Genomic DNA, 23,200 nt, shown 5'->3' on the forward strand with positions numbered 1-23,200 from the left:
CCGGGCCGCCATGACCTACCACCCGAAATCCGACTTTCTGACCGCGCTGATCGAGCGCGGCTACCTCGCCGACTGCACCGACCTGCAGGCCCTGGACGACCGCCTGGTCTCCGGCGATCCGGTCCCGGCCTATATCGGCTACGACGCGACAGCGGCGTCGCTTCATGTCGGGCACCTTCTGAACATCATGCTCCTGCGTCTTCTGCAGAAGACGGGGCACAAGCCGATCACGCTGATGGGCGGCGGCACGACGAAGGTGGGCGATCCCTCCTTCCGCAGCGACGAGCGCCCCCTTCTCGGGCCCGATCAGATCGCGGCCAACATCGAGGGGATGGGTGCCGTCTTCTCGCGCTACCTCGACTACTCGGACACGCCCTCGGGCGCGCTCATGCTCGACAACGCCGAGTGGCTGGACGGTCTGAACTATCTCGACTTCCTGCGCGATATCGGGCGGTACTTCTCCGTCAACCGGATGCTGTCCTTCGAAAGCGTGAAGTCGCGGCTGGACCGGGAGCAATCCCTCTCCTTCCTCGAATTCAACTACATGATTCTGCAGGCCTACGATTTCCTCGAGCTGAACCGGCGCTACGGCTGCGTCCTGCAGATGGGCGGCTCGGACCAGTGGGGCAACATCGTCAACGGGATCGACCTCACCCGCCGCGTGGCCGACCAGCAGATCTTCGGCCTGACGACGCCGCTCCTCACGACGTCCGACGGGCGGAAGATGGGCAAGAGCGCCGGCGGGGCGACCTGGCTCAACTCGGAGATGCTGAGCCCCTACGAGTTCTGGCAGTTCTGGCGCAACACCACCGACGCCGATGTCGGCCGGTTCCTCAAGCTCTACACCGATCTGCCGGTAGAGGAGTGCGAGCGGCTGGGTGCGCTCGGCGGCTCGGAGATCAATGATGCCAAGATCGTTCTGGCCGACGAGGTGACGACGCTCCTGCACGGCGCCGAGGCGGCGCGCGCGGCGCAGGAGACGGCGCGGGAGGTCTTCGAGAAGGGCGGCGCGGGCGCCGACCTTCCGACGCTGGCGCTGGCGCAGGACGAGCTGGCCGAGGGCATCTCCGTCGCCCAGCTCTTCGTGCGCTCCGGCCTCGCGAAATCCGGCAAGGATGCGCGGCGCCTGATCACCGAGGGCGGAGCGAAGATGAATGACGAGACCCTCACCGATCCCGGCCTGATGCTGGACGCGGTGGCGCTCGCCGATCCCGTCAAGCTGAGTGCGGGCCGGAAGCGCCACGCCCTCGTGATGGTTGCCCTCTGAGCGGACGCCGGGACGCCCGTCCCTAATGCTGCGTGAATTCCCCGGTGACGTTTCGCCACTCACCGGGGGAGATCTGCTTGCGGTGGGTGAAGCGCACGGAGTGCAGCGGCCCCTCGATCTCCCCTTTCCAGAAGTCGATGAACGCGAGCAATCGCGGATGGTCCGGCGCAAGGTCATAGCCCTGCCAGATGAAGGTGTTCAGGACGTTCCTGTAGTCCGGCATCCGGTAAAACATCTCCGCCGTCGTCAGTCCGTATCCCCTGAGCATGAGTTCGGTATCGCTGGCGTTCATCAAAGCCCTCCCCGCCCCTCTATCGCGCACCCCTGAGGGCAGCTTGCCACAGCTCCAAAACAGGTCAACGAAAACAGTATGTTGTCCAATGGACGCGTCGGCTGCCAATCGCGGCGCCCGCATTCCGTTGCACTCGATATGGCGTATGGGATAGAATGCCTCAACAATATCTAGAGAAGCGCTCGGAGCGCAGGCAATCTGATGAGCGACACGCCCGAACCCCCTGATTCCGAAGAGGAAATCCCGCAGACGCCGGGTCCCTCCGGGCCGACGATTTCCATCGCCGACGAGATGCGCACGTCGTATCTCGACTACGCGATGTCCGTCATCGTCAGCCGGGCCATTCCGGATCTGCGTGACGGGCTCAAACCGGTCCACCGCCGCATCCTCTACGCGATGCACGAGACCGGCAACACGCACGACAAGGCCTACCGCAAGTCCGCCCGCCCCGTGGGCGACACGATGGGGCGCTATCACCCCCACGGCGACAGCGCGATCTACGACGCGCTGGTGCGTATGGCGCAGGACTTCTCGATGTCCCTGCCGCTGCTGGACGGTCAGGGCAACTTCGGCTCGATGGACGGCGACAGCGCCGCGGCCATGCGCTACACCGAGGTCCGAATGGACCGCCCGGCGCAGGCCCTTCTCGCGGATATCGAGAAGGAAACGGTCGACTTCCAGGACAATTACGACGGCAAGGACAAGGAGCCGGTCGTCCTGCCGGCGCGCTTCCCGAACATGCTCGTCAACGGCGCTGGCGGCATCGCCGTCGGCATGGCGACGAACATCCCGCCGCACAATCTCGGCGAGGTGGTGGACGCGACGCTCGCACTGATCGAGGATCCGGACCTCACCTCGGAGCAGCTGATCGAGTACATCCCCGGCCCGGACTTCCCCACCGGCGCGATCATGCTCGGCCGCTCCGGCGCGCGCAAAGCCTATCTCGAAGGCCGCGGCTCCGTGATCCTGCGGGCCCGGACCCGCGTCGAGGAGATCCGCAAGGACCGCTACGCCATCGTCCTCGACGAGATTCCCTATCAGGTGAACAAGGCGTCGATGATCGAGAAGATCGCCGAGCTCGTCCGCGACAAGAAGCTCGAAGGCATCTCCGGCATCCAGGACGAAAGCGACCGCGTGGGCGTCCGCGTCGTCATCGAGCTGAAGCGGGACGCGACGGCCGAGGTCGTGCTGAACCAGCTGTTCCGCTTCACCCCGATGCAGACCTCTTTCGGCTGCAACATGCTGGCGCTGAACGGGGGCCGTCCGGAACAGCTCACGCTGCGCGGCTTCCTCACCGCCTTCGTCGATTTCCGCGAGGATGTCGTCGCCCGCCGGACGGCGTTCGAGCTGCGCAAGGCGCGCGAGCGGAGCCACATCCTGTGCGGTCTCGCCGTCGCCGTCTCGAACGTGGACGAGGTGGTGGCCACGATCCGCGCCTCCGCCGATGCCGCCGAGGCACGCGAGAAGCTGATGACGCGCCGCTGGCCGGCCGCGGACATCGCTGATTACATCCGACTGATCGACGATCCGTCCCACACGATGAACGACGACGGGACCTACAACCTCTCCGAGACGCAGGCCCGCGCGATCCTCGAGCTGCGTCTCCAGCGGCTGACCCAGATCGGCGTCAAGGAAGTGACGGACGAGCTCGAGGAGCTGGCCGCGAAGATCAAGGACTACCTCGAGATCCTCGGCTCCCGCGAGCGGATCATGTCGATCATCTCCGACGAGCTGCGCGAGGTGCGGGAACAGTTCGCCGTGCCGCGCCGGACCGAGATCGTCGACTGGTCGGGCGACATGGACGACGAGGACCTGATCGAGCGGGAGGACATGGTCGTTACCGTGACCCAGTCCGGCTACATCAAGCGCACGCCCCTCGCCGAGTACCGCTCCCAGAAGCGCGGCGGCAAGGGCCTCTCGGCGATGTCCACCAAGGACGACGATGTCGTCACGACGCTCTTCGTCGCCAATACCCATACGCCGCTGCTCGTCTTCTCCACCGGCGGGATGGTCTACAAGCTGAAGACCTGGCGCCTTCCGCAGGGCGGCCGCTCGGCCCGCGGCCGGGACATCCGCAACGTGATCGACGGCATGGCGCCGGGCACCTCGGTGGCCGCGATCATGCCGGTCGACCGTGACGAGGCGGACTGGGGCGATCTCCAAATCGTCTTCGCGACGACGGGGGGCGATGTCCGCCGCAACGCGCTCAGCGACTTCACCAACGTCATGCGCAACGGCAAGATCGCGATGAAGCTGCCCGACGATGTGGAGCTGGTGAATGCCCGCATCGCCTCCGAAGATGATGACGTGATGCTCATCAGCCATTTGGGCCGCGCCATCCGCTTCCGCACGACGGACGTGCGGATCTTCAAGGGTCGCGACTCCACCGGCGTGCGCGGCATCCGTCTCGCCGAGGGGGACCGCGTCGTCTCCATGTCCGTCATCCGCCACTTCGAGGCCGATGCGACCGAGCGCGTCGCCTATCTCAAGCAGCGCCGCGCCGTGGCGGGCCTGACCGACGAGGCATCCGAGACCGACGACGAGGAGGACAGCGTCGAGGCCGGCAGCCTCAGCACCGAGCGCTATGCCGAGATGAGCGCCTACGAGGACCTGATCCTGACGATCACCGCACGCGGCCTCGGCAAGGTCTCCTCCTCGCACGACTACCCGGTGCGCGGGCGTGGCGGCATGGGCGTCGCCGCGATCGACAAGGCGATGCGGGGGGGCGCCCTCGTGGCCTCCTTCCCGGTGCAGGGTGACGACCAGATCATGCTCGCCACGTCGCGCGGGCAGTCCATCCGCACCTCCGTCACCGGCATCCCGTTCCGCTCGAGGAGCGCAGGCGGCGTGAAGGTCTTCGATACGGCGCCCGGCGAAGAGGTCGTGACCGTGGCCTACATCGCCGAGCAGAGCGGGGAGGCCGAAATCGTCGAGGACGTCGCCGACGAGCTGAGTGCCGGCGGTTCCGAGGCGGGGACGGATGATGCGTCCGGCTCGCCGGATGGCGGCGGCGAGGACGGCACAAAGAACTGAGACAACAACAGCGCCGGGCCCGAGGGTCCGGCGCTTTCCGGTCCGGCTCCGGGCACGTCCCCCGGGCGCCATGGCGCGCCCGTCGCAAACCGCCTCTGGCCCCCGCCCGAATCCCCGGCTACGAAGGCCGAGATGACGATGCGCCCCCTCCTCTACCCCGACGCGCCGAGCTGGCGCGCAGCCCCGGAAAAGTCCGTGCTGCTCTTCGCGATGTCCGGCCTCGGCAAGACCCATCTGTCGAAGATGCTGCGCGGCTCCGGGACGTGGTTTCACTACTCCATCGATTACCGCATCGGCACCCGGTACATGGGCGAGCTCATCGCGGACGACTTCAAGCGCGCCGCAATGCGGGTGCCGTTCCTGCGGGAGCTGCTCCTGAGCGATTCCATCTACATCGGCTCGAACATCACCTTCGACAACCTGACCCCGGTTTCGACCTATCTCGGCAAGCCGGGCGATCCGTCGAGGGGCGGCCTGCCGATCGCGGAGTATCGCAAGCGCCAGGAGGAGTTCCGCCGCTCCGAGATCGCCAGTCTCCTGGACACGTCGCATTTCATCGACCGGGCCCGCGGGATCTACGGCTATCCCAACTTCATCTGCGACAGCGGCGGGTCGATCTGCGAATGGGTGGACCCTGAGGATCCGGCCGATCCGGTCCTGACCGCGCTTTCGGACTGCACGCTGATGATCTGGATCGAAGGCTCCGAAGCCCACCGGCAGGAGCTCGTCCGCCGCTTCGACCGGGCGCCCAAGCCCATGTCCTACCAGCCCGAATTCCTTGAGGCGTGCTGGACCGACTATCTCGCCGAGACGGGCCAGCCCGAGGACGAGGTCGATCCGGACGCGTTCGTGCGCTGGACCTATGCCAAGGCCCTCGCCCACCGCCAGCCGCGATATGCCGCGATGGCCCGGAACTGGGGTATTTCCGTCACCGCCGAGGAGGCCGCTGCCGTTACCGACGCCGCGTCCTTCGAGGACCTCGTTGCCCGCGCCCTTGAGCGGCGCTCCTCCTCCACATAGATCGCCTGTCCCACCACCAGGGAAGCCCCCATGCCCATAACGCTGCCAGAAGACCTTCCAGCCTATTCCATCCTCGACCGCGAGGGCGTGATGGTGATGGGGTCGAACCGGGCCGCGCGGCAGGAGATCCGGCCCCTCCGGATCGGCCTTCTCAACCTCATGCCGAAGAAGATCCAGACGGAGACGCAGTTCGCCCGCCTCATCGGCGCGACGCCGATCCAGATCGATTTCTCCCTTATTCGCATGAGCGAACACGAGACGCGGAACACCGCCGCCGAGCACATGGAGGCCTTCTACCGCCCCTTCAGGGACGTGAAGGAGGAGCGGTTCGACGGGCTCGTCATCACCGGCGCCCCCATCGAGCACCTGCCCTTCGCGGACGTCACCTACTGGGACGAGCTGCGCGAGGTCTTCGAGTGGACGCAGAGCCACGTCCATTCCACCTTCGGCGTCTGCTGGGGCGGAATGGCGATGATCAACCACTTCCACGGCATCGCTAAGCACCTCCTGGAGGACAAGGCCTTCGGCTGTTTCCGCCACCGCAACCTCGATCCCGCAAACCCCCTCCTACGCGGGTTCTCGGACGATTGCATCGTGCCCGTCTCCCGCTGGACGGAGATGCGCCGGGCGGAGATCGAGAGCGTGCCGGGCCTCTCGGTCCTGCTCGACAGCGAGGAGGTCGGCCCCTGCCTCGTCGAGGATCCGGGGCGCCGCGCCTATTACATCTTCAACCATTTCGAATACGACAGCACCACGCTCAAGGAGGAGTACGACCGGGACGCCGCCTCCGGCACCGCCGTCGCCCTGCCGTTCGATTATTTCCCTCGGAACGACCCCGCCGAGGCGCCGCTCAATCGCTGGCGGAGCCACGCGCACCTGCTCTACGGCAACTGGATCAACCAGATCTACCAAACGACGCCATTCGATCTGGCGCAGATCGGGTCCGAGGGATGAAGCGCCGGGCGGCTCTTGGGTTCGTCGGCCTCGGCCTTGCGCTCGCCGCCTGCGCCGTGCCGAAGGGCCCCCCGAAGGACGACGTTCCGGGAAGCCGCGTCGCCCTGATCGGCAAGGCCGCGCTCGATTATCCGCCGACCGGGCAGCTTCTCCAGATCGGCAATACCACCGTCCACGCCCACGTGGAGGGAACGGGTCCGGATCTCATCCTGATTCACGGCGCCTCCGGCAACACGCGGGACTTCACCTTCTCCCTCGTGGGCAAGCTGAAGGACCGCTACCGCGTCATCGCGTTCGATCGTCCGGGCCTTGGCCATACCGAGCCGATCGCGGCCGATGGCGGCTCGCCGGCGGAGCAGGCGCGCCTCCTCGACGTCGCGGCGGAGCGGCTCGGGGTAAAGAAGGCCATCGTGCTGGGACAATCCTACGGAGGCGCGGTTGCGATGGCCTGGGCGCTGGAGCGGCCGGAGCGGGTGGCGGGGCTCGTCATCGTCTCCGGCGCGACCATGCCGTGGGAGGGCGGCCTCGGCCCGCAATATGCGCTCATGTCGGGGAAGTTCGGCGGCGCTGTCATCGCTCCACTTGCCAGCACCATCGCGATTCCGCCGGTGGAGCGGCGGGCGCTGAATTCCGTCTTCGCTCCGCAGGACCCGCCGGAGGGCTACCGCGAGTATCTCGGCATCCCGCTGTCGCTCCGTCCGCATTCGGTTCGCGCAAATGCCCGGCAGATCTTCGAACTTAAAGGCGCATTGCTCGAGATGGCGCCGGATTACCCCGGCATCGAGGTCCCCGCCGAACTCATCCACGGCACAGCGGACAAGATCGTCCCCATAGACGTCCATTCGCGCCGCCTCGTGAAGATCCTTCCGAATGCGAGCCTCACCGAACTCCCCGGCATCGGTCATATGCCCCACCACGTCGCGCAAGAACAGGTGCTGGCGGCAATCGACAGGGTGGCCGCGAAAGCCTGGCCGCGGTAGCCGGCCCGCATCTGCCGATGAGCCTGGCCATAGGTCGGCCGCAGTTTTGCGTGGAGCGTTCCGGCGGACGGGAGGGACGACGTCGCAAGGCATCCCCCCTTCCCTCCATCCGTCCGAGCGTCCATCATGGCCCACCCGACGTGAGCGCTGGAGACCTGTTCGATGACACTTCCCTTCGATGGTGCGATCTCGGAATATGCAACGTCCGGCGCGCCGAAGGACGTGCGCAAGGCGCTCGAGGACGGTGGGAAGACGATCCTAGAGCCGCCCTATCCGTACGATGACCGCATGGACAAGGACGAGTACGAGGATCAGCTGGAGGCGCTCCAGCGAGAGCTCGTGCAGCTTCAGGCCTGGATCAAGGCGTCCGGCCGGCGGGTCGCGGTGGTCTTCGAGGGGCGCGATGCGGCCGGCAAGGGCGGGACGATCAAGCGGGTCCGGGAGAACCTGAACCCCCGCGTTGCCCGGCTCGTCGCCCTGCCGACCCCGACGGAGCGCGAGCAATCCCAGTGGTACTTCCAGCGCTACGTCGCCCACCTGCCCGCCGGCGGCGAGCTCGTGCTCTTCGATCGCTCCTGGTACAATCGCGGCGTCGTCGAGCGGGTGTTCGATTTCTGCACGGACGCGCAGCGGGACGCCTTCTTCCGCCAGCTTCCCGCATTCGAAAGCACGCTGGTCGATGACGGGATCATCCTCGTGAAGCTGTGGCTCAATGTCGGCCGGGCGGAGCAGCTGAACCGGATGCTGCGGCGCGAAAGCGATCCGCTGAAGCAATGGAAGCTGTCTTGGGTCGACGTGGAGGGGCTGAAGAAGTGGGACGCCTATTCCGAAGCGATCCGTGACACCTTCTCTCGCTCCCATACCGGCATCGCACCCTGGACCGTGATCCTGTCCGACGACAAGCGCCGCGCCCGGCTGGAGGCGATCCGCGCGATCCTGCGCGCTGTCCCCTACGAGGGCCGTGATGCAGCGCTGATCGGCGAGGCGGATCCCGAGATATGCGGCGGCCCGGAGATCTGGCGCGGATGACCGGCAAACGTGGCTATCACCACGGCAACCTGCGTCAGGCGCTGGTGGATGCCGCCCTGTCCCTGATCGAGACGAAGGGGCCGGAGGGTTTCACCCTGTCGGAAGCGGCGAAGACGGCGGGGGTGACGCCCGCCGCGGTCTACCGGCATTTCGAGGGCAAGGACGATTTGATCGCTGAGGCCGCTCTGCAGGGCTACGAGATCTTCGCGGACCTCATGGAATACGCCTTCGACACCGGGGGCCCATCCGCCCTCTCCCGTTTCGAGGCGACGGGCCGCGCCTACCTCGCTTTCGCGCGCAAGCATCCGGGGCATTACCAGGCGATGTTCGAAAGCGGTGTGAACGTGAACCGCACCTCCGCGCTCGCGGATGCCGCCGCGCGGTCCCGCTCGGTCGTGGAAAAGGCAGCCGAGCGCCTGTCCGACGCTATTCCGGAAGCGAAACGCCCGCCCCCCTCGATGGTCTCGGCGCATATCTGGGCGATGTCCCACGGCGTCGTCGAACTCTACGCCCGCGGCAATGCCGGCACCCGCGGGCCGTTCGAGCCGGAAGAGTTGCTGGAGGCCGGAGTGGGCATCTACCTGCGCGGACTGGGACTCATCCCGCCCGATCGCTGACAGGCGGACGGCCGACGCGCCCGGGCTACACTGCCTCTTCGCCGAACCAGACGATGGAGCGCGCATCCCATGATACGCGGGTGCGCGCGCCGCGTTCGAGGACTTCGCGGCCGATCAGGTTCTTCATCGAGATCGTGAGCGGGCGGTCGGTGCCGTCGAGGATCACGTCGTAATAGGTCATGTCGCCGTAATAGGTGACTTCGGCCACCTCTCCCTCCGCGACGCTCCGATCGGTCTGCTCTCCGGCAAAGAGGACGGACATGGTCTCGGGCCGGATCCCCGCCCAGCCTGTGCCGATCCGCGCCCCCGAGGGGGCCTGCTCCGGCTCGATCCGGGCGCGGCCGAGACCGTCCACGCGGACCTCGATGCCGGCAGGGCCCTTCTCCTTCACCTCGCCGGGCAGCACGTTCATCACGCCGATGAAGCGGGCGACGTCGAGTGTGCGGGGGCGTCGGTAAAGCTCCTGGGGCGGGGCAAGCTGCGCAATCCGGCCGCCGAACATCACGGCGATCCGGTCCGACATGATCAGCGCCTCTTCCTGGTCATGGGTGACGAGGATGAACGTGATGCCGACCTGGCGCTGAAGCCGGCGCAGCTCGGACTGCATCTGTTCGCGGAGCTTGCGGTCCAGCGCCGAGAGCGGCTCGTCGAGGAGCAGCACGGTCGGCTCCAGGATGAGCGCGCGGGCGAGCGCCACGCGCTGCCGCTGGCCGCCAGAGAGCGCATGGGCGGCGCGGGCGCCGTAGCCGCCGAGGCCGACCATGCCCAGTGCCTCTTCCACCTTGGCCGCCTTCTCCGCCTTGCCGAGCTTCGAGCGGCGGAGGCCGAAGGCGACGTTCTGGGCGACGGTGAGGTGCGGGAAGACGGCGTAGGACTGAAAGACCATGTTGGTCGGACGCTTGTTGGCCGGAACCCCCGCCATGTCACGCCCTGAGATGAGGCAGACGCCGTCCGTCACCTCCTCGAAGCCCGCGATGATCCGCAGGAGAGTGGTCTTGCCGCACCCCGAGGGGCCGAGAAGGGTCAGGAACTCACCTTCCGCGATGTCGAGATCGATGCCCTTCAGGACATCCACCTCGCCGTAGCTCTTGTGGACCCCGTCCAGCTTGATGATCGGTCCGGTCACAGGAACCCTCCGGTATCGCGGACCCCGGCCCGCGCGAGGCCCCGACGGCGGAAGATCTCCGCGACGGTCAGGAGCACGATGGACAGCGCGACGAGGATGGTCCCGAGCGCCATGATGATCGGCAGTGATTGCGGGAACCGCAACTGCGCCCAGATGTAGACGGGCATCGTCGGCTCCGCTCCGGTGAGGAAGAATGCGATGATGAACTCGTCGAGCGAGATGGTGAAGGAGATGAGCAGCGAGGACACGATGCCCGGCATAACGAGCGGCAGCGTCACGAGGCGGAACGTGTTCCACGGCGTCTCGCCGAGATCCACGGCCGCCTCCTCCAGCGACGCATCGAGGTTGTCGAACGCCGAGTTGAGGATCGCGATGGCGAACGGCATGCAGATCAGCGTGTGCCCGAGAACCACGGTCCAGAGCGACAGTCGCATCGAGAAGATATTGGCGATCACCACGAGAAGCGACACGCCGACGATGATCTCCGGCAGGACGAGCGGCACCATGATGAAGCCGAGAATGCCGGTCTTGAACGGGAAGCGGTAGCGCGCATTGGCGCGGGCGGCGCAGATGCCGAGCAGCGTGGCCAGTATCGCGGAGGTGACGGCGATCAGGAGAGAGTTGATCACCGCGTCATGGAGCGCCGGCGTCGTCGCGAGCCCGGCGAACCATTTCCACGTGAACCCCTGAAGCGGGAAGGCGATGACCGTCCCGTCATTGAAGGCGAAAAGCGGCAGGAGCGCGATGGGCGCATAGAGGAAGATCAGGTAGCCGATCGCGTAGAGCTTCAGCCCCCTCATTTCGGTGCCCTCACCAGACGGCCGATACCGAGGGAGACGATCAGCGCGACCACCGTCACCGTCAGCATCGCGAGGACCGCCAGCGCCGAGCCGAGCGGCGCGTTCGAGAGTTGCAGGAACTGCACCTGGATCATGTTCGCAATCATCGTCCCGTCCGGTCCGCCGACGAGGCGGGGCGTCACGTAATCGCCCACCGTCGGGATGAAGACGATGAGGATCGCGGCGATTACCCCCGGCGCCGCGAGCGGAAGCGTCACCCGCAGGAAGGTCATCGCCGTGCTCTCTCCGAGGTCGCGGGACGCCTCGAGGAGCGAGCGGTCGATCTTCTCCAGCGAGACGAAGATCGGCAGGATCGCAAAGGGCGCGAAGGCATGGGCGAGCGTGATGACGACGGAATTGGCGTTGTAGAGCAGGAACGTCATCGGCTCATCGATCACGCCGAGGCCCATCAGCGCGCTGTTCAGGACACCGCCGTAGCCGAGGATCACCTTCCAGAGAAAGACCCGGATCAGGTAGCTCGTCCAGAACGGAATGGTGATCAGGAAGATCCAGAGGGATTTCTTGTGCGGCGGGACGTGGAAGCTGACGAAATAGGCGATGGGGAAGGCCAGCAGGACCGTCACGATCGTCGTCGCGCCGGCGATCTTCACCGAGCGCCAGAGGAGCAGCCGATAGAGCGGGTCCGACAGGGCCTCGCGGTAGTTGGCGAGCGTGAAGGTGCGGTCGATGGTCTGGAATTCCTGCGACCAGAACGACAGCACCAGCACCGCCCCGAGGGGCACGGCCAAAAGGAAGAATGCGTATAGCAGCGGCGGGGCCACGGTTGCGTAGCCCTTTGTCGTCTCGCTTCTCGACTGCCAGAATGCCACCCGTGTTCCCTCGGACCGAAACTCCCGGAACGCCACCACAGCGCGGCGCCGGTGTAAAGCGGCGCCGGAGATTTTCGCCTCAGATCATGGCCATGCCGCCGTTCACATGCAGGGTCGTGCCCGTCATGTAACCAGCTTCGGAACTTGCAAGGTAGAGCGCGGCGGCGGCGATCTCTTCGGGCGCGCCCATCCGGCCCATGGGAATGTTCGCCAGGAGCTTGGACTTCTGCTCATCGCCGAGCTTGTCCGTCATCGCCGTCTCGATGAAGCCGGGTGCGATGCAGTTGACCGTCACGCCGCGGGAGGCGACCTCGGCGGCCAGCGACTTCGACATGCCGACGAGACCGGCCTTGGCGGCAGCGTAGTTGCCCTGTCCGGGATTGCCCGTCGCGCCGACGATGGAGGTGATGTTGACGATGCGTCCCCAGCGGGCCTTCATCATCCCCCGGAGCGCGGCGCGGGACAGGCGCATGGCCGCGGTGAGGTTCACCTCGAGAACCTGCGCCCAATCCTCGTCACCCATCCGCATGAAGAGCTGGTCTCGGGTGATGCCGGCATTGTTCACGAGAATGTCGCAGGCGCCGAGCGCCTCGGTCACGCGCTTCGGCAGGCCCGCCTGTGCCTCCGGATCGGTCAGATCGCAGGGCAGAACCGCGGTCCGGTCACCGAGCTCGGAGGCGAGCGCCTCCAGCGGAGCCTCCCGCGTGCCCGAAAGCGCGACCGAGGCGCCCGCCTTGTGCAACGTCCTTGCGATTTCGGCGCCGATGCCGCCGGAGGCGCCCGTGACGAGAGCCGTCTTGCCGTGAAGATCGAACATGCTGGTCCTTCCTGTCATGCGTGAATGCCGGCGCGAGGTCCTGCCTTCGGCCCGCGTCTTGGGATTACCCGAGGGCGGCCCGTGCCGCCGCGACATCGTCCGGAGTGCCGATGGCGCGAACCTCGGCGCCCTTCTCGATCCGCCGGATCATGCCCGAGAGCGCCTTGCCGGCGCCGATCTCCCAGAACTCAGTGACGCCCTCTGCCGCCATCCATGCGACGCTCTCGCGCCAGCGGACCCGGTGGGTCACCTGCTCCACGAGGAGCGCGCGGATCGTGTCGGGGTCGGACACCGCCTCGGCGCGCACGTTGGCAACGACGGGAACCTTCGGCGCCGAGATGGTGACGCTGGCCAGCGCTTCGCGCATCGTCTCGGCCGCGGGGGACATCAGTTCACAATGGAACGGGGCGGAAACAGGCAGCATCAGCGCGCGTTTGGCGCCCTTCTCCTTCGCGAGGTCCACGGCGCGCTCGACGGCGGCCTTGTCGCCGGAGACTACCACCTGCGCGGGATCGTTGTCGTTTGCCGCCTGGCAACATCCGTCCCCGGCGGCCTCCGCCGCGATGGCGCTAACTGCGTCGAAGTCGAGCCCCAGGATCGCAGCCATGGCGCCCTGCCCGACCGGCACGGCATCCTGCATCGCCCGGCCGCGAATGCGCAGAAGGCGCGCCGTATCGGACAGATCCAGCGCCCCGGCGGCGCAGAGCGCGGAATATTCGCCCAAGGAATGACCGGCGACGAAGGCGGCGCTGTCCACCGTGATCCCGTCCGCCTCCAGCGCCCGAAGCGCGGCGATCGACGTCGCCATCAGCGCGGGCTGGGCGTTCTCCGTCAGCGTGAGGTTGTCCGCATCGCCCTCCCAGATCAGCGCGGAGAGCGGCTCGCCGAGCGCTGCATCCACCTCGTCGAACACGGCCCTTGCGGCCGGGTAGGCCTCGGCCAGCGCCCGGCCCATGCCGACGGTCTGGGCTCCCTGCCCCGGAAATACGAATGCACGGCTCATTGTCTGCTCTCCTCGCGGGTCTCGCCCATCACGCGGCACCTCGGCGCCGGCGTCCTGTCTCTTTGCACGAGGCGTCGGCCCCGCGCGCCACGGCCGATCTAGCCCCGCCCCCGCGCGGCGGCAACCGAAGAGCTCCCGCTTGCAAAGGAAGCCTTGATCCCGTAAGGCGCGAGCCTCCGCTACTGCTATGACCGGCGGCGCCCCTCGTGGACGGGCAGCGGAGCCGATCTTCGGAACCGCCCGTCCTGTGAAGCCCGCCCCGTACCGCAAGGATATATACATGCCATTTTACGAGCATGTCTTCATCGCGCGTCAGGACCTGTCCAACACGCAGGCCGAAGGCCTCATCGAACATTTCGGCTCGGTGCTCACCGACAACGGCGGCTCCGTCGTCGATTCCGAGTACTGGGGCGTCAAGACGATGGCGTACAAGATCAACAAGAACCGCAAGGGCCACTACGCCTTCATGCGTTCCGATGCGCCGGCGCCCGCCGTGCAGGAAATGGAACGCCTGATGCGCCTCCACGACGACGTCATGCGCGTGCTCACCATTCGTGTGGACGAGCACGAGGAAGGCCCGTCCGCGCAGATGCAGAAGCGCGACGAGCGCGACACCCGCCGCGAACGCCGCTGACACCCCGCATCAGGAAAGGACTGTAAGACATGGCCTCCAAACCGTTTTTCCGTCGCCGCAAGACCGATCCGTTCGCCGGGGACAATGCTCCCGCGATCGACTACAAGGATACGCGTCTGCTGCAGCGTTACATCTCCGAGCGGGGCAAGATCGTCCCCTCCCGGATCACCGCCGTCGGCTCCAAGAACCAGCGTCAGCTCGCCCGTGCGATCAAGCGTGCCCGGTTCCTGGCGCTGCTCCCATACGCCGTGAAGTGAGGGACTGACCTATGGACATCATCCTTCTGGAACGCGTGGCCAAGCTCGGCCAGATGGGCGAAGTCGTCTCCGTCAAGGAGGGCTACGCCCGCAACTATCTTCTGCCCCAGGGCAAGGCGCTTCGTGCGAACGAAGCCAACCGCGCCCGCTTCGAGGCCGAGAAGGCCCAGCTCGAGGCTCAGAACCTCGAGACGAAGAAAGAGGCCGAGAAGATGTCGGGCGATCTCGACGGTCAGAGCTTCATCGTGATTCGCTCCGCCTCCGACGGCGGCGCGCTCTACGGCTCCGTCACGCCGCGTGACGCCGCCGATGCCGCGACCGAAGCCGGCTTCACCGTCGACAAGCGCCAGATCCGGCTCGAGAAGCCGATCAAGGATCTCGGCCTGCACACCGTGACCGTGGTTCTCCACCCCGAGGTGGAAGTGTCGATCCGGCTGAATGTGGCTCGCTCGCCTGAAGAGGCGGAACTGCAGGCTTCCGGCAAGTCGATCCAGGAACTCGCCGCGGAAGAGGAAGCCGCAGCCGAATTCGAGATCCAGGAACTCTTCGACGATATCGGTGGCGCCCAGCTCGACGAGCTGGAAAGCGAGACCGAGCAGCGGAACGACGAGCCCGCCGTTCTCGAACTCGACGAGCTCAAGGAACGCCTCGGCCAGACCGGCGACGAGTGATCTTCTCTCCGCCCTGACGGGTCGGCGGAACGAACGAGACAGGAACGCCCCCGCGGAACATCCGCGGGGGCGTTCTTCGTTTCGGGTACTGGCGCCCATGATTGTCCCGGCCGGGATACGCCCCCGACCGACGATCCCGTGATCCCTCGGAACATCGATCACCCCGCCCCGGTTGTCCTTTCGACAATCAATGAACGAAGGACGACGACATGACCTTTAGCCGCCGCCCCGATGCGCTGCTCGCCACTGCCGCCAGCGCGCTTGCACTCACCCTGGCCCTCCCCGCGATCGCGCAGACCGCAGATCCCGTGGATGTCGGTCCGAAGAACGCCCCCGATCAGGAGCCGGCTTTCGCCGAACAGACCCGCGCACCCCAGGCGGATAGCGGCGTCGCTCTGACGCAGGACACCATCGCCGAGGGGCTGACCCATCCCTGGGGCATCGCAATCCTGCCGGATGGCGATGGATATCTCGTGACCGAGCGGAGCGGCGATCTGCGCCATATCACGGCCGACGGCACCATCTCGGACCCCATCGCCGGCCTTCCGGATGTGCTCAATATCGAGCAGGCTGGCCTTCTGGACGTTGCCATCGGGCCCGACTTCGGATCGGACCGGATGATTTACTGGACCTATTCCAAGCCGCAGGGCGAGGGCATGTCCGCCACCGCTGCCGGGCGCGGTGTTCTCAGCGAAGATCTCACGGAGGTGACGGACGTCGAGGACATCTTCGTTCAGGAGCCCGCCTCCCCCTCGCCGATGCATTACGGCTCCCGCATCCTCTTTGACGGCGAGGGCCATGCGCTCATCACTACCGGGGAGCACTACACCGAAGAGGAGCGCGTCTACGCTCAGGATCTCGACAAGACCTACGGCAAGACGGTTCGCGTGAACCTCGACGGCTCCGTTCCGGAGGACAATCCCTTCGCCGATCAGTCGGATGCGCTGGCGGAGATCTGGTCCTACGGGCACCGCAACATCCAGGGCGCCGCGATCCGCGAGAACGGCGAGTTCTGGACCATCGAGCACGGCCCCAAGGGCGGTGACGAGCTGAACCACATCGAAGCCGGCACCAACTACGGCTGGCCGGTCATCTCCTACGGTATCAACTACGACGGCTCGGAGGTCAGCGGCGGCGACACCGCGCAGGACGGAATGGAACAGCCCCGCTACTACTGGGATCCGGTCATCGCGCCCGGTGGCATGACGTTCTACGACGGCGAGATGTTCGGTGACTGGCAGGGCGATCTTTTCATCGCTGCGCTGGTCTCCGACGGCATCGTCCGTCTCGAGCTGGACGGCGACACGGTCACGGGCGAGGAGCGCCTCGCAACCGATCTCGGCCGCGTCAGGGATATCGCGGTGGACGATGACGGCTCGTTCCTCCTGATCACCGACTATAACGACGGCGCACTCCTGCGCCTCTCCGCCGAGTAACGACCCGGCAGACCCCGTCCCCCGGATCGCCGGGGGGCGGGATTGGCGGCATGGAAATCGGGCATGCATTCACGGCAACGTTACCCGGGCCCCCGTATCTTCTCATGGGCAAGTCATGTCGTGACCTTAAGCTTCACTCTGAAGCCACTTAAAAATATTAGACAGGGATCCCCTTCATGCTCATCACCCGCCTTGCCAGCCTGACGCTCGCCGGCGCCATCGCGCTTTCCCCCCTCACCGCCGTGGCCCAAGACGGCGAGGCTGCAATTGAGGCCCGCGAGGGCGCGATGAACGTCCTCGGCCTGTCCCTTGGCACGATCGGCGGCATGGCAAAGGGCGAGGTCGAGTATGATGCGGAGGCGGCGACAGCGGCCGCCGAGAACCTCGCCGCGATCGCGAGCCTCAATCTCGGGCCGCTCTTCCCCGAGGGTACCAGCTCCGATGACATGGAGGACTCGCGCGCCCTGCCCGCCGTCTGGGCGGAATGGGACGAATTCCAGTCCCAGTGGGACGATCTGGGCGCCGCGGCGGATGGTCTCGTCGACGTCGCCGCAGACGGCCAGGAGGGCCTCGGCGCGGCACTCGGTCCCATCGGGCAAGCCTGCGGCTCCTGCCACCGCCAGTTCCGCCAGTCCAACTGATCAGGCAAGGGCGGGGTCGGATCGGCGGCTCCGCCCGCCACACAAGACATGAAAAAGCTTCTCCTCGCCGTCCTTCTCATTGCCCTCATCGTCGTTGCGGGCGGCCTCTGGCTGACGCGAACGAAGCCACTCGCGCCTGAGGCTACCGCTTCGCTGGACGGGGACGCCGAAGCGGGCGCTCTCATCTTCGCGGCAGGCGGATGCGCCTCGTGTCATGGCACCGAAGGCGGTAGCGAGGAGGACCGGCTGATCCTTGCCGGAGGGCACGCGATCGACAGCGATTTCGGCACTTTCTACACGCCCAACATCTCTCCCTCCGAGGCGGGCATCGGCGGCTGGTCGCTCGAAGAGTTCGCCGACGCCATGGTCCGCGGCGTGTCCCCGGAAGGCCAGCACTACTACCCCGCCTTTCCGTACGTCGCGTATTCGCGGATGGAGCTGCAGGACGTGGCCGATCTCTGGGCGTACATGCAGACCCTTCCCGAGAGCGACACCGCCTCCCGCCCGCACGATCTGCCCTTTCCCTTCAATGTGCGCCGCGGCCTCGGCCTGTGGAAGCTACGCTACATGCCGGACGGCTGGGTCATGACCGGCGAGGACATTCCGGAGCGCGGGCGCTACCTCGTGGAGGCCGTGGCCCATTGCGGCGAGTGCCACACATCGCGAGACGAACTCGGCGGGCTGATTACCGTCGATTGGCTCGGAGGCGCGCCGAACCCGTCGGGCGAGGGATCCATTCCCAATATCACGCCCGGCGCGCTCGACTGGAGTGCCGAGGACATCGCCTATTATCTCGAGAGCGGGTTCACCCCCGACTTTGACACCGCCGGCGGCTCGATGGTGGACGTGATCCACGGCACGTCGCAACTTCCGGCGAAGGACCGTGAGGCGATCGCCGATTACGTGAAAGCCGTGCCCGCGGTAGAGTAAAGCGCGCGCCCGGCCGACCGGATCGCCGCCCGGATCCCGGCCCCGAGCGTGGGCCGCTTGCACCGTCAGCAACCTGCTCAGGCGCCGGCCCCCGGTCTCGACATGGACCGTACGGGCATGCGCTCGGCAACCCTCCAGCCTCCGGTCCGGCTCAGCGGCAGCCGGCCCCCTCCTCAGGCGGCCGGCGACGCTGGGTCCTCCCGTCAGTTCCCGATCATGTCGGGCACGATGGTCACCACGCCCGGGAAGAACCACAGCAGCGCAAGCCCGAGGATCTGGATCAGCACGAAGGGAATAACCCCGCGATAGATGTGCCCCGTCGTCACCTCGCGCGGGGCGACCCCGCGCAGGTAGAACAGCGCGAAGCCGAACGGGGGCGTCAGGAAGCTGGTCTGGAGATTGACGGCGATCATGATCGTGACCCATTTGGGATCCATCGTGCCGCCGTAGATCACCGGGCCGACGATGGGGATCACGATGTAGATGATCTCCAGGAAGTCGAGCACGAAGCCCAGGATGAACAGCACCAGCATCACGATCAGGAACACGACCCATTCGCGATCGAAGCTCCGCAGGAAATCCTGGATGTACTCCTCCCCCCCGAAGGAGATCACCACGAGGTTGAGGAGCTGCGAGCCGATCAGGATGGTGAAGACCATGCTCGTGACCTTCGCCGTCTCCCGCACCGCCGGTGTCAGGACCCGCGTCCGGAACAGCACCCAGCACGCGTAAAGAACGCCGAAGAAGGCGAAGTACCAGCATGCATAGGCGGCAAGCCACGCCACCCGGTTCTCGAACCCGGTACCTTCGGCCGTGACGCGCAGGTCGAAATTCGCCCCGAGGAGGATCATCACGAGGACCGCGAAAGCCGCGTAGAGGATGATGCTTCCCGAGCGTCCTTCCTCCTGAAGCTTGCGGAATGCGGCGAGCATGATCGCGCCGCCCGCCCCCAGCGCCGCGGCGGGCGTCGGATTGGTGATGCCGCCGAGGATGGAGCCGAGGACGGCGACGATCAGCACCAGTGGCGGCACGACGACGCGGATGAGCTCGTTGCGCCCCAGAAGCGCCGCGGCATGGCGACAGCCGTAGAGCGTGAGCGCCAGCGGCAGGGCGAGGATGAGGAGCGTCGTGCCGGGGCTCGTCTGCGGACCGATGAGGGCGATGTCCGCCATCAGGCCGAGGACGATCCCGAGACCGCCCACGAGAAGCGGCGCCATGCGTGCGGAGGGCTCGGTGCCCCGCGCGGTGGTCAGCACGAGCGCAAGGAGCAGGAAGCCGGTGGCGATGCCGGTGCCGATCGGTGCGGCATTCGCGATCTTGGCGGCGCGGGCCTCTTCCAGCTCTTCGGCGTTCAGGCGGTGGGTCTCTCCCGTTGCCGTGCCGGCCAGAGCCTCGGTCTGCGCCACGGCGCGATCCCAGCGAGCCTGCCCGTGCAGCTCGATCATCGCGGCCTGGCACTGCTCGGAGACGTTCGTTCGCAGCTCCGGCGTCGCGGTGACCTCGGAGAAGGAGCGCACCGTGAGATCCTGGCTTCCGACGACGCCCGCCTGACCGAGTGCAAGCGTTCCGCCGATCAGGATGACCGGGATCGCGAGATACCAGACGAGCGCATGACGGCCGGACGTCTGCTCTCCCGTCTGCGCCCCGCCGCGGACCGGCGGCGCCTTGGCGGGGTTCAGCACCGCGTAGACGAAGGCGTAGGCGGCATAGAGGACCGCCAGCAGCACACCCGGCAGGATCGCCGCCTGAAAGAGCGTTCCGACCGAGACGACTGCCGCCTCGCCCAGATAGGTCAGCGCGTCGGTGCATCCGGCAGCCTGGGCGCGGGTCTCCTGCGCGGTGGCATAGAGGTCCCCGGCGAGCGTGCCCAGAAGGACGATGACGATGGAGGGAGGGATGATCTGGCCGAGCGTGCCGGACGCGGCGATGACGCCGGTCGCGATCTGCGGCGAGTACCCGGCGCGCAGCATGGTCGGCAGCGACAGGAGCCCCATCGTGACCACGGTCGCGCCGACGATGCCGGTGGAGGCGGCGAGAAAGGCGCCCACGATCACGACGGACACGGCGAGCCCTCCGGGCAGCGGGCCGAAGACCCGGGCCATCGTCGTCAGGAGGTCGTTCGCGATCTTGGAGCGTTCGAGCACGATCCCCATCATCACGAACATCAGCACGGCCAGGAGCGTCTCGATGCTCTGGCCCGCGAAGACGCGCTCGTTCATCCGGTTGGTGATGAAGGAGAGGTTGCGGTTCATCGCGTCCTGCCACCCGCCCTCGAAGAGCGGCTGGGTGATCTGCGGCAGGTCCGGATACCTGAAGCGCGATATGTCGATCGGCGCGACCCCTTGCGCCAACAGGGCGCGGTAGGCGTCCGATCCGCTGTCCACGGCCGAATGGGTGAGGATGCCGGCGCTGTCGAGCGCGGCGATGATGAAGAAGCTGATGACGCCCGCCCCGCCGATGGCGAAGGCGACCGGGAAGCCGGAGAGGATCCCGCCGAACAGGCACAGCAGAACGATGATGAGGCCGATTTCGACCCCGTCCAGACCGAAGATCATGTCAGTGCGTTCCCTCGTAGAGCTCTTCGCCGGCGCCGAGGCTGTCCCGGTCGAGATACCTGCCCTCGCTCTGGGGTCCCTCGCGGAACTCGCACCAGGCGCGGGCGAAAACGGCGATGGCCTGCAGGAAGACCAGTAGCGTGAAGGCCACCATCAGGATCTTGAACAGGAAATAGGCATCGAAGCCGTTGGGCGAGAAGCCGATCCGCTCGACGTTCCAGCGCACGATCTGCGCCTTGCGGAGCATCAGGTCGAGCGCGTCCGTGGCGGAGACCTTCGGCGTGATCAGGTGGCGCCAGAGGAAGAACCAGGAGTAGAGCCAGATCAGCACCGCCGCCGGCATCATGAAGAAGAGCGCGCCTGCCATGTCGATGACGCGCTTGGTGCGGAAGCTCGCCGGGCCGTAGAGCAGGTCCACCCTCACATGCGTTCCCTGAACGAACGTGTAGGAGACGCAGAGCGCCACGACCATCGCGTTATAGAGCTTCAGCTCCTCGGAAAACCAGCCGACGGACTGCGTGAACCCCATCCCGAAGGGGGACACCGTGATTTCGCCGAGACGGAAGACGGATTGCAGGAAGACCACGGCGATTTGCTGCAGGACCATCAGAAGACCCACCCAAGCGACGGCCCGTCCGATGGCGTTGGCCATGCCTTCGAGGACCCGCACGGTGCCCCACATGAAGGGCCGCCAGACCATGCCCGCGAGGAGCACGAAAAGCAGAAGGACCAGAACGGCGAAGAGCAGCTCCACGGAGGCGCCGTAATAGATGAAGCGGATGAGCGCCTCGGGGTCGGACCAGTCGAGCCACGCGCCCGGATGGGTCACGGCATAGGCGATGTTCCGTATGCCGAGGGCGAGGTTGCCGAGGGTCCAGAGGATGGCGTCGATCATCGGACCGGCCTTCTTTCGGGGGAGGAGACGTGCTGAAAAGACGGGTGTGCGCGGGGAGACCGGATCCCCCCGCGCAGCTTCGAGGCTCGAGCGAGGCGCGCGTCAGAGCGCGGCGAGCACCCGGTTGCGCTGCGTCGAATAGCGGTTGTCCGACACTTCGAGCCACTGGGCGGAGGACCGCATGGAATCCATCGCCGACTTGTAGATCTTGTCGTAGATCGGATCGCCCGCATACTGACCGAGGACCTCCTGGCTCGCCGAGCCGAAGGCGTCCCAGATGTCGTCCGAGAACTCCTGGATCTGCACGCCGGACTGAACGAGGCGCTCGAGCGCGGGACCGTTATTGGCGAGGAACAGGCCGTAATTGTGCTGGTGCGTCTCGGCGGCGGCGATCTCGATCGCCTTCTGGTGGGACGCCGGCAGCGAGTTGAAGACCTCGAGATTGGCGTTGACGACGAGCGCCGCGCCCGGCTCGTGGAAACCGGCGGGGTAGTAGTTCTTCGCGATCTCCTGCAGGCCGAGCTTCTCGTCGGACCACGGGCCGATCCATTCCGTCGCATCAAGCGCGCCGGTGGAGAGGGCCTGGTAGATCTCGCCGCCCGGAAGCACCTGGACCGAGGCGCCGAGCTTCGCCATGACCTCGCCGCCGAGACCCGGCATGCGGAACTTCAGGCCCTGGAAGTCGGCTGCCGAGTTCACCGGGCTGCGGAACCAGCCGCCGCCCTGCGCGCCGGTATTGCCAGCAAGGAAGCCGCGAAGGCCGAAGATCTCGCCCAGCTCGTGGTGCAGCGCCATGCCGTCTTGGCCATAGTACCAAGTCATCAGTTCCGGCGTGGTCATGCCGAAGGGCACCGTGGTGAAATAGGCAAGCGCCGGATGCTGTCCGATGAAATAATATTCGCAGCCGTGGTAGAGGTCCGCCTGGCCGGAGGTCACCGCGTCGAACACCTCGAGCGCGCCGACGAGTTCGCCGGCCGCCTTGGCGTCGATGGTCAGCTGGCCGTCGGTCAGCTCCGAAACGGTGTTCGAGAAGCGCTCGACCGAATCCCAGACGCCGGCGAGACCGCGCGGCCAGGTCGCGACCATGGTGAGCGTGCGGGTGCCTTGCGCGATGGCGGGCGCTGCAAGGGACGCGGCTGCTGCCGCGCCGCCGCCGAGCGCGGACGTGCGCAGGAATGAACGACGATCCATATGTATCCTCCCAGGGATTGCCGCGCTCCCCCGCGCGGCCTGTTCCGAGTGCCGCCCACACTACCCAGAGCGGGAACCGCCGCGGAATACCAAGAACTACGTAGGCGCGACATTTTCTTGCGCGAGTTGGACGGAGGCGCCGAGGGAGGGCGTGGGGATCGCGCGACTGGCCTCCCCCTCGCG

Annotated in this window: 22 protein-coding genes; 13 read left to right on the forward strand and 9 right to left on the reverse strand. The window is 66.6% G+C overall.

The annotated features are described in order from the left end of the window. Positions 1-10: 10 nt before the first annotated feature. A complete protein-coding gene (gene tyrS / locus DQG15_RS07725) occupies positions 11-1,267 on the forward strand; it encodes a tyrosine--tRNA ligase (RefSeq protein WP_116084710.1) in 1,257 nt (418 codons plus the stop codon). Positions 1,268-1,289: 22 nt separating this feature from the next. Here tyrS and DQG15_RS07730 read toward each other — a convergent pair whose 3' ends face one another. Then, positions 1,290-1,559: an usg protein gene (locus tag DQG15_RS07730; RefSeq protein WP_116084176.1), complete on the reverse strand. Its 270-nt coding sequence runs from the start codon at positions 1,557-1,559 to the stop codon at positions 1,290-1,292. A gap of 201 nt (positions 1,560-1,760) precedes the next feature. Between DQG15_RS07730 and gyrA the strand changes: the two genes are divergently transcribed. The 6 genes from gyrA to DQG15_RS07760 all read left to right on the forward strand — a co-directional run bounded on the left by gyrA (position 1,761) and on the right by DQG15_RS07760 (position 9,192). Then, positions 1,761-4,592 (forward strand): DNA gyrase subunit A, encoded by a 2,832-nt coding sequence (gyrA, locus tag DQG15_RS07735; protein WP_116084178.1) that lies wholly within the window; start codon positions 1,761-1,763, stop codon positions 4,590-4,592. Between the two features lie 132 nt (positions 4,593-4,724). Further along, the gene (locus DQG15_RS07740) at positions 4,725-5,612 is read left to right on the forward strand and encodes an ATPase (protein WP_232830759.1); all 888 of its coding nucleotides are present in this window, start codon (positions 4,725-4,727) and stop codon (positions 5,610-5,612) included. Between the two features lie 30 nt (positions 5,613-5,642). Next, complete coding sequence (gene metA / locus DQG15_RS07745; RefSeq protein WP_116084180.1) at positions 5,643-6,566, forward strand: homoserine O-succinyltransferase; 924 nt, start codon at positions 5,643-5,645, stop codon at positions 6,564-6,566. Then, positions 6,563-7,546 (forward strand): alpha/beta fold hydrolase, encoded by a 984-nt coding sequence (locus DQG15_RS07750; RefSeq protein WP_116084182.1) that lies wholly within the window; start codon positions 6,563-6,565, stop codon positions 7,544-7,546. The genes metA and DQG15_RS07750 overlap by 4 nt, the downstream gene beginning before the upstream one ends. A 162-nt stretch (positions 7,547-7,708) precedes the next feature. Then, on the forward strand, positions 7,709-8,575 hold the full coding sequence (gene ppk2, locus DQG15_RS07755) for a polyphosphate kinase 2 (RefSeq protein WP_116084183.1): 867 nt from the start codon (positions 7,709-7,711) through the stop codon (positions 8,573-8,575). Then, on the forward strand, positions 8,572-9,192 hold the full coding sequence (locus DQG15_RS07760; RefSeq protein ID WP_116084714.1) for a TetR/AcrR family transcriptional regulator: 621 nt from the start codon (positions 8,572-8,574) through the stop codon (positions 9,190-9,192). Before ppk2 ends, DQG15_RS07760 begins: the two co-directional genes overlap by 4 nt. A 25-nt stretch (positions 9,193-9,217) precedes the next feature. Here the strand turns inward: DQG15_RS07760 and DQG15_RS07765 are convergent, their stop codons facing one another. From DQG15_RS07765 to fabD, 5 genes are all read right to left on the reverse strand, one after another. Beyond that, positions 9,218-10,318, reverse strand: a complete 1,101-nt coding sequence (locus tag DQG15_RS07765; RefSeq protein ID WP_116084185.1) for an ABC transporter ATP-binding protein — start codon at positions 10,316-10,318, stop codon at positions 9,218-9,220. Then, on the reverse strand, positions 10,315-11,118 hold the full coding sequence (locus DQG15_RS07770) for an ABC transporter permease (protein WP_116084186.1): 804 nt from the start codon (positions 11,116-11,118) through the stop codon (positions 10,315-10,317). The genes DQG15_RS07765 and DQG15_RS07770 overlap by 4 nt, the downstream gene beginning before the upstream one ends. Continuing rightward, a complete protein-coding gene (locus DQG15_RS07775; protein WP_116084188.1) occupies positions 11,115-11,987 on the reverse strand; it encodes an ABC transporter permease in 873 nt (290 codons plus the stop codon). Before DQG15_RS07775 ends, DQG15_RS07770 begins: the two co-directional genes overlap by 4 nt. Positions 11,988-12,066: 79 nt before the next feature. Next, on the reverse strand, positions 12,067-12,804 hold the full coding sequence (gene fabG / locus DQG15_RS07780) for a 3-oxoacyl-[acyl-carrier-protein] reductase (protein WP_116084190.1): 738 nt from the start codon (positions 12,802-12,804) through the stop codon (positions 12,067-12,069). Positions 12,805-12,868: 64 nt separating this feature from the next. Beyond that, positions 12,869-13,807, reverse strand: coding sequence for an ACP S-malonyltransferase (gene fabD, locus DQG15_RS07785; RefSeq protein WP_116084192.1), 939 nt, complete (start codon positions 13,805-13,807; stop codon positions 12,869-12,871). Positions 13,808-14,087: 280 nt separating this feature from the next. Here fabD and rpsF point away from each other — a divergent pair, with 280 nt between their 5' ends. The 6 genes from rpsF to DQG15_RS07815 all read left to right on the forward strand — a co-directional run bounded on the left by rpsF (position 14,088) and on the right by DQG15_RS07815 (position 18,376). After that, on the forward strand, positions 14,088-14,441 hold the full coding sequence (rpsF, locus tag DQG15_RS07790) for a 30S ribosomal protein S6 (RefSeq protein WP_116084193.1): 354 nt from the start codon (positions 14,088-14,090) through the stop codon (positions 14,439-14,441). 29 nt (positions 14,442-14,470) lie between these two features. Continuing rightward, positions 14,471-14,698 (forward strand): 30S ribosomal protein S18, encoded by a 228-nt coding sequence (rpsR, locus tag DQG15_RS07795; protein ID WP_116084195.1) that lies wholly within the window; start codon positions 14,471-14,473, stop codon positions 14,696-14,698. A gap of 11 nt (positions 14,699-14,709) precedes the next feature. Beyond that, a complete protein-coding gene (gene rplI, locus DQG15_RS07800) occupies positions 14,710-15,369 on the forward strand; it encodes a 50S ribosomal protein L9 (protein WP_116084196.1) in 660 nt (219 codons plus the stop codon). 209 nt (positions 15,370-15,578) lie between these two features. Then, positions 15,579-16,805, forward strand: coding sequence for a PQQ-dependent sugar dehydrogenase (locus DQG15_RS07805; protein ID WP_116084198.1), 1,227 nt, complete (start codon positions 15,579-15,581; stop codon positions 16,803-16,805). 176 nt (positions 16,806-16,981) lie between these two features. After that, entirely contained in the window at positions 16,982-17,446 is a 465-nt protein-coding gene (locus tag DQG15_RS07810) for a cytochrome c (RefSeq protein WP_116084199.1), read from the forward strand. A 48-nt stretch (positions 17,447-17,494) separates the two neighbouring features. Beyond that, the gene (locus tag DQG15_RS07815; RefSeq protein ID WP_116084201.1) at positions 17,495-18,376 is read left to right on the forward strand and encodes a cytochrome c; all 882 of its coding nucleotides are present in this window, start codon (positions 17,495-17,497) and stop codon (positions 18,374-18,376) included. A 203-nt stretch (positions 18,377-18,579) separates the two neighbouring features. Here DQG15_RS07815 and DQG15_RS07820 read toward each other — a convergent pair whose 3' ends face one another. From DQG15_RS07820 to DQG15_RS07830, 3 genes are all read right to left on the reverse strand, one after another. Beyond that, the gene (locus DQG15_RS07820) at positions 18,580-20,931 is read right to left on the reverse strand and encodes a TRAP transporter large permease subunit (RefSeq protein ID WP_116084203.1); all 2,352 of its coding nucleotides are present in this window, start codon (positions 20,929-20,931) and stop codon (positions 18,580-18,582) included. A 1-nt stretch (position 20,932) separates the two neighbouring features. Then, entirely contained in the window at positions 20,933-21,826 is an 894-nt protein-coding gene (locus DQG15_RS07825) for a TRAP transporter small permease subunit (protein WP_116084204.1), read from the reverse strand. Positions 21,827-21,928: 102 nt separating this feature from the next. Next, on the reverse strand, positions 21,929-23,017 hold the full coding sequence (locus tag DQG15_RS07830) for a TRAP transporter substrate-binding protein (RefSeq protein WP_116084206.1): 1,089 nt from the start codon (positions 23,015-23,017) through the stop codon (positions 21,929-21,931). Positions 23,018-23,200: the final 183 nt, after the last annotated feature.

The organism is Tropicimonas sp. IMCC34011, assembly GCF_003390865.1.
Lineage (GTDB): Bacteria > Pseudomonadota > Alphaproteobacteria > Rhodobacterales > Rhodobacteraceae > Tropicimonas_B.